This window comes from Paraburkholderia sp. (assembly GCF_035948235.1).
In the GTDB taxonomy this organism is placed as follows: domain Bacteria; phylum Pseudomonadota; class Gammaproteobacteria; order Burkholderiales; family Burkholderiaceae; genus Paraburkholderia.
Map to the genome: position 1 here is coordinate 1 of NZ_DASZJJ010000102.1, position 12,276 is coordinate 12,276.

General features: G+C 63.0%; 10 protein-coding genes. 7 read left to right on the forward strand and 3 right to left on the reverse strand.

Annotated elements, in window-relative coordinates; genetic code table 11:
- From pgaB to glmS, 5 genes are all read left to right on the forward strand, one after another.
- Positions 1 to 1,201 (forward strand): poly-beta-1,6-N-acetyl-D-glucosamine N-deacetylase PgaB (gene pgaB, locus VG320_RS08465; RefSeq protein WP_327199671.1); only part of this gene is annotated, 1,201 nt, incomplete at its 5' end.
- Positions 1,201 to 2,451 (forward strand): poly-beta-1,6-N-acetyl-D-glucosamine synthase, encoded by a 1,251-nt coding sequence (gene pgaC / locus VG320_RS08470; protein ID WP_327199672.1) that lies wholly within the window; start codon positions 1,201 to 1,203, stop codon positions 2,449 to 2,451. The genes pgaB and pgaC, both read left to right, overlap by 1 nt.
- A gap of 10 nt (positions 2,452 to 2,461) precedes the next feature.
- Positions 2,462 to 3,010 (forward strand): Biofilm PGA synthesis auxiliary protein PgaD, encoded by a 549-nt coding sequence (locus tag VG320_RS08475; RefSeq protein WP_327199673.1) that lies wholly within the window; start codon positions 2,462 to 2,464, stop codon positions 3,008 to 3,010.
- 37 nt (positions 3,011 to 3,047) lie between these two features.
- Positions 3,048 to 4,364 (forward strand): hypothetical protein, encoded by a 1,317-nt coding sequence (locus VG320_RS08480; protein ID WP_327199674.1) that lies wholly within the window; start codon positions 3,048 to 3,050, stop codon positions 4,362 to 4,364.
- A gap of 100 nt (positions 4,365 to 4,464) precedes the next feature.
- A complete protein-coding gene (gene glmS / locus VG320_RS08485) occupies positions 4,465 to 6,282 on the forward strand; it encodes a glutamine--fructose-6-phosphate transaminase (isomerizing) (RefSeq protein WP_327199675.1) in 1,818 nt (605 codons plus the stop codon).
- Between the two features lie 47 nt (positions 6,283 to 6,329).
- On the opposite strand, the gene VG320_RS08490 is transcribed toward glmS, so the two are convergent.
- The 3 genes from VG320_RS08490 to VG320_RS08500 all read right to left on the reverse strand — a co-directional run bounded on the left by VG320_RS08490 (position 6,330) and on the right by VG320_RS08500 (position 9,338).
- Positions 6,330 to 7,643 (reverse strand): FAD-binding oxidoreductase, encoded by a 1,314-nt coding sequence (locus VG320_RS08490; protein WP_327199676.1) that lies wholly within the window; start codon positions 7,641 to 7,643, stop codon positions 6,330 to 6,332.
- A gap of 30 nt (positions 7,644 to 7,673) precedes the next feature.
- Positions 7,674 to 9,056 carry a glutamine synthetase family protein gene (locus VG320_RS08495; protein ID WP_327199677.1) on the reverse strand — a complete coding sequence of 461 codons (1,383 nt, stop codon included), beginning with the start codon at positions 9,054 to 9,056 and terminating at the stop codon, positions 7,674 to 7,676.
- Between the two features lie 114 nt (positions 9,057 to 9,170).
- Positions 9,171 to 9,338: a hypothetical protein gene (locus tag VG320_RS08500; protein WP_327199678.1), complete on the reverse strand. Its 168-nt coding sequence runs from the start codon at positions 9,336 to 9,338 to the stop codon at positions 9,171 to 9,173.
- A gap of 228 nt (positions 9,339 to 9,566) precedes the next feature.
- On the opposite strand from VG320_RS08500, the gene VG320_RS08505 reads away from it, so the two are divergent.
- Together VG320_RS08505 and VG320_RS08510 are read left to right on the forward strand one after the other, a co-directional pair.
- Positions 9,567 to 10,037 carry an Lrp/AsnC family transcriptional regulator gene (locus tag VG320_RS08505; protein WP_327199679.1) on the forward strand — a complete coding sequence of 157 codons (471 nt, stop codon included), beginning with the start codon at positions 9,567 to 9,569 and terminating at the stop codon, positions 10,035 to 10,037.
- A 578-nt stretch (positions 10,038 to 10,615) separates the two neighbouring features.
- A complete protein-coding gene (locus tag VG320_RS08510; protein ID WP_327199706.1) occupies positions 10,616 to 12,262 on the forward strand; it encodes an APC family permease in 1,647 nt (548 codons plus the stop codon).
- Positions 12,263 to 12,276 lie beyond the last annotated feature (14 nt).

A 12,276-nucleotide genomic window follows, 5' to 3' on the forward strand; every position in this document is an offset into this window, starting at 1 on the left:
CACTTACGATATTGACGTGGGCGCGCTTGAACGCTCGATGCGCGAACCTGCCGAAAATCGCGGCGAAATCAATCCCGTGGAACGCGCGGTCGTGGTCTCGCTCGACGATGTCTATGATCCATCGCCCGACGTGCAGGAGAAAAAGCTGGGCGATCTGATCGAGCGGATTTATCGCCTGCGTCCCAGTTCGATCTATTTGCAGGCGTTCTCCGATCCCACGCGCTCGGGGCTTGCGCAGTCCCTGTATTTCCCCAACCGGCATTTGCCGGTGCGAGCCGATCTGTTCAGCCGCGCGGCCTGGCAATTGAATACGCGCGCCGATGTGGCCGTGTACGCGTGGCTGCCGGTGCTCGCATTCGCAGTGCCCGAGGATCTGCATGGGCGCGTGGAGTTTGTCACGGCCACTGGCGGGGCGAGCTTGCCGCCGGGGGCTTCGGCAGTGCGGCGGCTCAGCCCGTTCGATCCGGCCGCGCGCGCGTTCGTGCGCGAGCTATACGAGGATCTGGGCAAGCACGCGTCCTTTACGGGTGTGTTGTTCGGCGAGGACGCCACGCTCAGCGAGTTCGAGGATACGAGCCAACACGCGCTCGATACCTACGCGCGCTGGAACCTGCCGCGCAATGTCGATCAGATCCGCGAAAATCCGACGCTGGCAAAACGTTGGGGCGATATGAAAACGCGTCATCTGATCGATTTCACCGCAGAACTCGAGAAGATCGTTCTCGACAGCCAGAACAGCGGCGAAGTGCTGACCGTGCGCACGATATTCCCCGACGTGGTGCTCGACCCCAGCACCGGACAGCGCTACGCGCAGAACTATGCGGCGTTCGTGCATGCGTACGACTTCGTCGGTTTGCTGGCGATGCCGTCGCGCCAGGGCATCACGTCCGTGGACAGTTGGCTCGACAAGCTAAGCAAGAACGTGCGGGAAGTGCCGGACGGCCCGCGCCGCACCGTTTTTCTGCTGGAGGCGAGCGATTCGCGCACGTCTGGCAACATCCCGACCGAGCGGATCGTGGAGCAGATGCGCCATCTGCGTCAGACCGGCATGGTGAGCTACGGCTACTATCCGGACGATTTTGCCCACAACAAGCCCGACACCGTCGCGCTGACCGACGTCATGTCGATGCGCTCGCGTCTCGACCCAGGTTCGATTACCGCGTTGCTCAACGCCAACCATTCCGCAGGAGCGCGGCAATAATGCATACCGTAATCAACCGGCTCCAGGATTTTATTTTCTTCTACCCGTTCTTCATGTCGTATCTGTGGATGATCGGGGGGATCGTTCATTTTCTCGTGCTGGAGCAGGGCCGCACGCGCTCGCCCACGGCGTTAATCCGCGCGGGTATGCCGAAGGTGGCGGTGATCGTGCCTTGCTATAACGAGGAATCCAACGCGCGCCGCGTATTGAGCCATCTGGCGACGCTCGATTATCCGAACTACGAGATCATCGCGATCAACGACGGCAGCCGCGATCGCACCGGCGAAGTCCTCAACCAGCTATCCGCCGAGATTCCGCATCTGACCGTCGTGCATCACTCGAAGAACGAGGGCAAGGCGATCGGCCTGACGACGGCGACCGTGGTGACCGACGCGCCGTTCCTGATGTGCATCGATGGTGACTCGCTGCTGGGGCGCGACGCGATCAGCTGGATGCTGGAGCATTTCATTTCCGACCCGAACGTGGGCGCGGTCACGGGTAACCCGCGCATCCGCACACGCACGTCGCTGCTGGGGCGCATGCAGGTGGGCGAATTCTCCTCGATCGTCGGCCTCATCAAGCGCACGCAGCAGGTATACGGACGCATTTTCACGGTGTCGGGTGTGATCACGATGTTTCGCAAGAGCGCGCTGGCCGACGTGGGCTACTGGAGTTCGGACATGCTCACCGAAGACATCGACATTAGCTGGAAACTCCAGTGCAACGACTGGCGTGTGGCCTACGAGCCGCACGCGCTGAGCTGGATCCTGATGCCGGAGACGCTAAAAGGCCTTTATAAACAGCGCCTGCGCTGGGCCAAGGGCGGTATCCAGGTGCTGCTTAAATATTCGCGGAGCCTCTTGCGCGGCTCGCAACTGATGATGTGGCCGCTATTCATCGAATACGCGCTGGGGATTGCGTGGGCGTATTCAATGTCGTTTGTCCTGCTGCTGGCCGTCATCAATGCGTTTTATACCTTGCCGCCCGACTGGCACGTTTCGCTGGTGCCGCACTGGCACGGCATGTTGCTGGTGGCGACCTGTGTGCTGCAGATTTTCGTCGGCTGCATGATCGACCAACGCTACGACGAAAAGCTGCTGCTTTATCTGATGGACAGCGTCTGGTATCCGCTGGCGTTCTGGCTCATCAATATGGTGACTACCGTGGTTGCGTTGCCGAGCGTCGTGTTCGGACGCCGCGGCAAGCGTGCAGTCTGGACTAGCCCTGATCGAGGAATACAGCATGAATAACGACACGCCTGTGATTGACCTATCCCTGCGCGATCCGCAATCGATCATCGCCGACAACGGCATGACGCGCGGTCTCGCGCTGGTCGTGTGGTTCCGCTTGTTGCGGCCGACCTGCGTGGGCGCCATGTGGGCCGCGATAACCATCTACGCTTATCGCTATCTGTTGCCGTTCGATCAAGGCGATCTGTCCTGGCCTGAACTGATTTCGTATGTGGGCGCGATCGGCATCATCGGCGTGGCGTTGACGGTGTGGCTGATTCTTTCTCACGTGGCTCACCCGTTCACGTCGAAGTCGCGCACGCAGCGCCTGTTGCGGCGTAAGGCCCGAATCACCGTGGAACCCGGGCCGTTTGCCGAAGACGCGTCGCGCGATTGGGATCAGGCCGCGCGCGTGTTCGTGGCGTCGCACGATTCGAGCGGGATGATTGCCGGGCTGCGGGCGCAGGCAATAGCGGGTCCGCTGATTGGCGAAGTGTCCGCACCGAAGGAGGACCGCGTCGATTACAGCATGCGTGCGATGTATCCCGCACCGCGTGCGTCGAGTTCGTCGCGCCAATAAGCGTCTCGCACGACGCCCGAACGAGCCCGGTGTGTTCATGACACCCGCACCATCGCAACGCCAGCGACGCGGCGGCATGTTCAGGGCCATCGTCAAGGCGGCGCTGCTCTTTGTCGTGGCGCAGCCTGTCTCGACCTTACCGGCCGCCGACCATGGCGCAACGGCGCAAGTGGTCAATGCGCACCGCGCGCCGGCGGGCGCGGTGGTGGCGGTGCCAGCACCCGGTTTGGGCGACGAGCGGCGCTTCATGCACGGCATTGCATCGGCAAACGCAGGCGGCGGGCGCACATGGGTTTTTTTCAGCAGTTCGGGCCTGCCGCCGCGCGGCGCGAATCGCGACGGCAGCTGGCCGCACGATGTCTATGTGGGCGAGTGGAAGCCCGACCAGCGGCGGCTTGCCAACGTGCACATTTTCATCAGCAAGCCCGAAGCGCAGGAGCCGGTGTCGGTCGCGCAGAATACTGCTGGCACGATCTTCATGACGTTCGAGGACGGCTGGAACGCGCCGCGCGAAGTCAGTCAGCGCTTTGGCGTTTATCGGCAGGATCTCAAGCCAATCGTTCCGTATCCTAACGATGTGGAATCGGGTGGGCACTCGGGCCACGTCGCCGCTGTGGGCAGTCGCTTTGTCGTGTTCTATTCGAATGACTGGGTCGATGGCGGCGGCGTGGATAACCTGGGCACCGGCGGCGGCGTCTACGTGAAGATTTATAGCGACGCGGGCAAGCTCGAAAAGCATGTGGACGTGGCGGCACATGTGCGCGAATGGTGGCCGATGCTTGCAGGCTCGCCCGAGCGCGCGCTGCTTGTCTGGCAAAAGTTCATTCCCGGCGACACCATCGCGACCCTGCGCTACGCGATGCTCGATCCAGCGACTGGCGAACTGGTACGCGCACCGGCAGCGCTCGCCGATCTGCGCGTGCAGTACTACACCTATGCCGCGGCGTGGGTGCCGGGCGCGAACCGCTTTGTGGTGGAGGCGACGCGCTCCGATGGCCGCTCGTCCGTAATGGCCATCGACGAAGCGGGGCGCGTCACGGCGCGGCTTGGCTGCCTGCCCGCAACCGTGCGCGAAGCCAGCATTGGCGTGGACGGCAACACGGCCTTCGTGCCGACGCGCGATGGCCGACTGATGGCGCTCGATATAAGCGGCGATGCGATCGCGCTGCGCGGACTGATACGCGCGCCCTTCGCATGGGGCAACACGGGTGCGATCGGCATTGCGCGCGGGCCGGGCGTGCAGCATTTCATTTCGCTATCGCCCACCGGATTGCGCGAAGCGGATTTCAATGAGCGCGACGAAGTCGCGCCTACTGCATCGGATCGTTGCACCGGCGAGGACGCGCGTTCATAGCCAGATCAGGCCTGGATTTGAAGCCGGATTTGAAGCCCATTCGGAAGCCAGTTTTGAAGGCAAATTTCATCGGCGCATAACAGAGCAAGTGGAGGCAAACATGTGCGGAATCGTAGCGGGCGTCGCCCGGCAGAACATTGTTCCTTCGTTACTGGAAGGCCTCAAGCGCCTCGAATATCGCGGCTATGACTCTTGCGGCGTCGCCGTGCTGCAACGTGGAGAAGCGCGGCGTGTACGCACGCTGGCGCGTGTCTGTGCGCTCGAAGAAGATGCGCGCGCCGAAGCGCTGGACGGCGCGACCGGCATCGCCCACACACGCTGGGCGACTCATGGCATGCCCGTGATCGACAATGCGCATCCGATCTTTTCCGGCGAGCAGATCGCCGTGGTCCATAACGGCATCATCGAAAATCACGAGCAGTTGCGTCATGACCTGCGCAAGCGAGGTTACATCTTCAGCAGCCAGACCGACACCGAGGTTATCGCGCATCTGATCCACGAGCACTATCGCGGCGACATACTCGAAGCGGTGCAGAAGGCGACGCGCTTGCTGCAAGGCGCCTATGCGATCGCGGTGATGTGCCGCGACGAACCCGAACGCGTGATCGGTGCGCGTCAGGGGTCGCCGCTCGTGATCGGCATGGGCGATCAGGGCGTGTTCCTTGCCTCGGATACGTTCGCGTTGTCGGGCTGCGCGGAACGCTTCGTGTATCTGGAAGAAGGCGATCTCGTCGATATCGAGGGCAGTCGCGTGCAAGTGGTGGATCGTCATGGCACGCCGGTCACGCGGCGCGATATCGCCATGCAGCGCGCCGCATGGGACGCGGAGCTGGGCGCGTACCGGCACTACATGCAAAAGGAGATTTTCGAGCAGCCGGTCGCGGTGGCGCGCACGGTGACCGCGCTCACCGCAGACTCGCCGCTTCAGACCGGCATGCCCGCGCCCGAGGAACTGGCCGATATCGAACACGTGCTGCTGCTGGGCTGCGGCACCAGTCACTACGCGGCGCTTACGGCTTGCGGCTGGTTCGAGCATTTCGCGGGCGTGACGGCGCGCGCGGAAATCGCCAGCGAATATCGCTATCGCGATCATGTGCGGCGCGGCAATACGCTGGTCGTGCCGGTCTCGCAGTCGGGCGAAACGGCCGATACGCTGGCCGCGTTGCGTTACGCGCAGTCGGCAGGCGAGGATCGCACGCTTACGGTCTGCAACGTCGCGGGCAGCGCCATGGTCCGTCAAAGCCGCTGGTCTTTCATTACGGAAGCGGGCGTGGAGGTGGGTGTCGCATCGACGAAGGCGTTCACCACGCAACTCGTGGCGCTTTTCGCGCTGGCGATCCAGATCGGCAGGCAGCGCGGGCATATTGGCGAGAGCGAGGCGGCGACGCAGATGCGCAAGCTCAGCGCGCTGCCCGATGCGATGCGCGACGTGCTTGCGCGCGAACCCGAAATCATGGCGTGGGCCGAAGCGTTGCGTAAAGCGGAGCACGTATTGTTTCTCGGGCGCGGCACGCATTATCCGATTGCGCTTGAAGGCGCACTCAAGCTCAAGGAAATATCGTACATCCACGCGGAAGGTTATCCGGCGGGCGAGTTAAAGCATGGACCGCTTGCGCTCGTGACGAGCGCAATGCCTGTGGTCGTGACCGCGCCTAACGATGCGCTACTGCACAAACTCAAGTCGAATATGGAAGAGGTGCGGGCGCGCGGCGGTCAGTTATTCGTGCTGGCCGATTCCGATACGGGTTTGATGGGCGTCGACGGAATGCGCGTGATTCATCTGCCGCGATGGTATGGCGTGCTGTCGCCGCTATTGCATGTGTTGTTGCTGCAGATGCTGGCCTATCACGTGGCCTGCCTGCGCGGGACCGACATCGACAAGCCGCGCAATCTTGCCAAGTCGGTGACGGTGGAATAGGGCGCAGATGACGGCGGGCGACGACGCCCGCCGAAACCTGTCTACGCCTAGCGCAGCCGCTCAAGCATCTGGTAATACCACATACCCGCCGCAAGCAGCGGATTGCCGATCACATCGCCCATTGGCACGCGAATATGGCGGCAAGCGGCAAACGTATCGAAGCGCCCGAGCGTGCCGGTGATCGCCTCGGCCATGATTTCGCCCATGATATGGCTGGTCGCGACACCGTGTCCGGAGTAGCCCTGGCAATACCAGACGTTGTCCGATAGCTTGCCGAGTTGCGGAATACGATTGACGACAATGCCCATCGCACAGGTCCATTGATGCTCGATGCGCACGCCCTTGAGCTTCGGGAAAGTCTGCTCGATACAGGGCAATAGTTCTGCGGCGACGTCGCGCGAGCTGTGCCCCGAATAATTCGCGCCTCCGCCAAACAAAAGGCGCCCATCAGCCGTGGGCCGATAGTAGTCGAGCACGAAGCGGCAGTCATACACCGCGAGCTGCTGCGGATTGATGGTCTGCGCGAGATCGCCCAGCGGTTCGGTCGTCACGAGACCGCCCATCGCCGGGAAGATCTTGCCGCTCAGTTGCTGTTGCGCGAGCTTGTGATACACATCGCCTGCCAGCAGCACCTGGTTGGCGCGCAGACGTCCCTTGCTGGTCACGATCGTGGGCGTGGCACCGTGCACGATGTCAATTACCTGGGAGTGCTCGAAGAATCTTACGCCCAGGCTTTGCGCCGCCCGCGCCTCGCCGATGCACAGATTCAGCGGATGCACATGCATATTGCGCAGATTCTTGAGCGCGCCGATATAGATATCCGTGTCCAGATGGCGTCCCACGCCGGCGCGATCGAGCAGTTCGACCTGGTCGCCCATGCCGCGCCGCTGCGCTTCCTCGCAGGTCGACTGGAGTTCGCGCAGATGCGAAGGTTTCATCGCCGCATGCAGATGACCGTCGCGCAGATCGCAGTCGATCCCGTAGCGCGCCACGCGCGCGCGGATGATGTCGTGGCCGCGCCAGCGCAGCCACCAGATGAAGTCGTCCACATCGTCGCCCAGCGTCGCGCGCATCTGCTTGCGCATGGCCGCGTCGCCCGAGAGACTGCCCGTGATCTGGCCGCCGTTGCGCCCGCTCGCGCCCCAACCGATCTTGTGCGTTTCGACCAGCGCGACCGACAGGCCGCGTTCGGCGAGTTCGAGCGCCGTGGCGACGCCCGTGAAGCCGCCGCCGATGATGGCGACGTCGGCGCGATGCTCGCCTTCGAGCGTCGGGTAATCGGTCTCGTGGCCGATGGTCGCGGTGTAATAGGAGGGCTCGCGCTCCGGCGCGGCCCGTTGGAGGGGGATGGCTGCATTCATAAGGAATCCTGTTGAGTGTCGGAGCGTATATCAGGCCTGATGCAGATACCAGCGCCAGTCCTGTTCACCGACTTCACCCATGAACTGCCGGTATTCCGCCCGCTTGATGGCGAGAAATACCTTCAGGAAACCCGCTCCAAATACGTCGCGCGCCCATGCCGAGCGTTCCAGTGCGTCAAGCGCGCTCAGCCAGTCGGTCGGCAGGTACGAGGTGGCCTGTGCATAGCCGTTGCTTTCGACCGGCGCGCCCGGGTCGAGCTTTTCGCGCACGCCGTAATGGGAAGCCGCCAGAATCGCTGCCGCCGCCAGATAGGGGTTCGCATCGGCACCGCACACGCGATGCTCCACATGGCGGCTCGGCGCCGGGCCGCCCGGCACGCGCAGGCTCACAGTGCGATTGTCCACGCCCCAGGTGGGCGTGAAGGGCGCGTAGCTGTTCGCCTGGAAGCGACGGTACGAATTGGCGTTCGGGCAGAACATCAGCATCGAATCGAGCAGGCCATGCAGCATGCCGCCGACCGCGTGGCGAAGCATCGGCGTGCCAGCCTTGTCCTCGGAGGCGAAGAGGTTCTTGCCGCTCTCGTCCGCGAGGCTTATGTGCATATGCATACCCGAACCGGCGATATCGGCGAACGGCTTGGCCATGAAGCAGGCGCTCATGCCGTGCGCGTTGGCCACGCCCTTGACGATGCGCTTGTAACGCACGGCATGATCCATCGCTTCGAGCGCGGGGCCGTGTTCGAGTGTGATTTCGACCTGGCCTGGCGCGTATTCGGAGATCGCGGTGCGCACCGGAATGCCCTGATCGCGGCAGGCATCGTAGAGATCCTTCAGGAACGGCTCGATCTGTTCGAGTTCGCGCAGGCCGTAGACCTGGGTGGTGCGCGGGCGGCGGCCATCGGTGTCGAGCGCCGGTTGCGGGCGGCCCTGCGCGTCGGGGCGCGCATCGAGCAGATAGAACTCCAGTTCGCACGCCATCACCGGATAGAGACCGTCGGCGTGCAGTTGATCGACGATGCGCGCGAGCAACTGGCGCGGGTCGGCCACGCCGGCGGGCAGACCTTGTTGCGGATGCATCTGCACCTGCACGGCGGCGGTGGGCATCTTGCGCCACGGCAGGCGCACGAGGCTGCCGGGCAGCGGATAGGCGCGGCAATCGATATCGCCTACGTCCCAGACCAGGCCGCTGTCTTCGGTATCGTCGCCGTTGATGGTGAGATTCATGATGGCGCTGGGCAGCGGGCGGCCGTCACGATAGACGGCGAGCAGTTCATCACGATGCAGCAGCTTGCCGCGCGGCACGCCGGCGGCATCGACGATAAAGAGCTCGAAGAGTTCGATGTCGGGATGCTGGGCGAGAAAGTCCAGGGCTTCCTGTTCCGGGGCAAACGCGTGGGCGAAAGTCGTAGGCATATTCAGTCTCATTGCGCGGCGGTATGGGCCGTGCGCGTGCGTGACCCTCCGCGAGGTGCGGACGGGCCGGGTGTGTCGATCGGTAAAACGAAGATGGGCGTCAGGCGACGCGGATCAGACGGGCGAGAGGGCCGGAGGGCGCGCGTGGCGGCAATGAAACTGCGCCCAGAACGCCAGGATCACGTTCAGGAGCGGATTGAGCCGCACCGCCACGACGCGCGCGCACGCGCTCGCCGGGTCGGGCGAGTAGCGGGTGCTGAAAGGACGCGGGGCGACGGGCATGGTGTCTCGGTTCTATCGTCGGAAAAATGCTGCGCGATGCGCAATGGCAGAATCGTCATCTTGCGCAATGCGGATCTTTGGCCCCTTTTTGTGGCGCTCGATCCGCGTTGGAGGCGGCGAAACTGCGCATTCAATCTACCAAGGAAGTTTTCGGTTTGCAATGCGTTAAAATTCCTGGTTGATTCTGCGCACCCCGACAAACGTGCCTTGCGCCTCCATTCAATGACCATGCCGACTTCAATACTCGACACCCTCGATTACCAGATCGTTCGCGAACTGCAGGAAGATGGGCGGCGCGCTTTCCGCGAGATCGCCCGCAACGTCAACGTGCCGGAAGCGACCGTGCGCACGCGCGTCAAGCGGCTGCAGGATCTGGGCATCCTGCAGATCCTGGCGTTCACGAATCCCTCGAAGCTCGGTCAGGCCAAGCTGGCGCTACTGTTTGTCGAAGTCGATCCGCAGGACCACGAGCGCACCGTGGATAACCTCGGGCGCTGGTCGGAGGTGAGTTATCTCTCGACCATCCTGGGCGACGCGGATCTGTGCGTGCAGGTGCTCTGTCGCGACGATGAGGGCCTGTTCGCGCTTCAGCAGCGCATTCGCGCGCTGCCGGGCGTGCGCGAGGTGCGCATGATGCACGAGGTCAAGGTGCACAAGATCCGCTTCACGCTGCCACCCGCCGAGGCGGAAACCGAGTGAGCCACACGGTGCGCGCTGTCTCGCAGCGCGTCGCCAAAATTGTTTTTTATGTCATGTTGCGCAAATAAGACGACCCGATTTTGCGCATTGCGTCGTCTATCTTGCCCAGATCTGGCGCACGCCGTAGGCGTTCCGTAACACGCCACCGCGCTTTTCTCCCCCATTTCTCCCTCTCCGATCGACGGCGCGCGCCTTGTCGCGCCGCGCCTTCTGCCGTCCTCCTTCACCCGTAACGCATATGAAAGCAGTGCTTGCGCAAACACGGTGCATTACGCACGAGGTTTGCGCATCACTGTTTTAAATGCACTTTGAAATGCGCAATGCGCAGCTATTAGGGTTAAAAAGTATACACATGCGCAATTTGCGGCCTTAGGATTCACTCATCGCGTGCTAGCCGCCGTTCAACCCCGACACGAGAGAGATTCCATGCGTACCAGGTATTCAGGCCACGCCAAGGCGAACGGCCTATGCTTCGATGGCCCGCGTAAGGGATGGCGCACGCTGGCCGCCTTCACGACACTTCAAACCCGCTTGGCATTGCAAACGGGAGCGCCGCGATGAACGCCCATGACGATCTGATGTCGAGCGCGCCGCTCGCACCGCAAAGCGCCGATGCGTTGGCAGCCATGCCTACCGATACTGCCGATCCCGCCGCGCACAACCATGAGCTGCATCGCAACCTCACCTGGAAGGACGCGTTCTGGGTGACGAGCGGCGTGCCCGTGGGCGTGCTGTTCACCATCGGCGGCGTGGCCGCGACGATTGGCCAGCCCGCGTGGTTCATCTGGGTGGTGGCGATCCTGATCGGCTTCGCGCAGTGCTTCACCTACGCGGAAATCTCCGGCCTCTATCCGCACAAGTCAGGCGGCGCCTCGGTGTATGGGGCGCTGGGCTGGGTGCGCTACAGCAAGTTCGTCGCGCCGGTTTCCGTGTGGTGCAACTGGATCGCGTGGTCGCCGATGCTTGCGCTCGGCACCAGTCTCGCGGCGGGCTATACGCTCAGTTGCCTGTTCCCGGCCAACGCCGCCATCAATACCTGGCATCTCACGCTGCTCGATCTGGGCTTCATCACCAAAGGGCTGACGCTGCGCATCAACGCCACCTTCGTGCTGGCGCTGGCCTTCCTGCTGATCGCGTTCAAGCTTCAGCATGCCGGGGCATCGGCGGCGGCGCGCACGCAGCGCATCCTGGGCATCGCCTCGCTCGCGCCGCTGGTGCTGGTCTCGCTCGTGCCGATCTTCACGGGCGACATGCCATCGACCAACTTCCTGCCGATGCTGCCGCTCACGCACGACGCAACCGGCGCCGCCGTCATGGGCCACTGGAACGCGGCCGGCGTCAGCACGGCGATGGGCGCGATGTTCCTGGCGTGCTGGTCCACCTTCGCGTTTGAAACCGCCGTGTGCTACACGCGGGAGTTTCGCGATCCGAAGAAGGACACCTTCAAGGCGATCTTCAGTTCCGGCCTGCTGTGTCTGTTCATGTTCGTGGTGGTGCCCATCGCATTCCAGGGCGAACTGGGCCTGAAGGGCATGCTTGCACCCAGCGTAGTGGACGGCTCGGGCGTGGGCGCGGTGATGGCGGGCTTCGTGCACGGCGGCGCGGTGGTGTTCAACGTGATCGTCGTGATGATGGTGCTGTCGATCCTGCTGCTCGTGATGACGTCGATGATGGGTTCGTCGCGCACGCTCTATCAGGCTTCCGTCGATGGCTGGCTGCCGAAGTATCTTTCGCACGTCAACGAACACGGCGCGCCCACGCGCGCCATGTGGACCGATCTCGCGTTCAACGTCGTGCTGCTGCTGATGTCGGATTACATGACGGTGCTGTCGCTGTCGAACGTTTGCTACATGATCTTCGTATTCCTTAATTTGCAGTCGGGCTGGATTCACCGGCTCGATCGCGCCGACTGGCCGCGTCCGTATCGCTGCCGCAACTGGGTGCTCGGTCTTGGTGCGCTGTGCGGATTCGTCGATCTGGCCTTTGTGGGAGCGGGAGCGAATTTTCAGGGCGAAAACACCTTGCGCAACGGTTTGATTGCCATGCTGCTGATCGTGCCGGTGTTCTGCTACCGCCACTACGTACAGGACAAGGGCCGCTTTCCCGAGTCGATGCGCCGCGATATCGAACTCAAACACCCGCGCGCCGGCATCCTGCCTTATCTCGCGCTGGCTGCGGCCGTTGCCGTGGTCTGGATCGGCGCGAAGCTGACCGTGATTACCTGATGCACTAAGCGTTT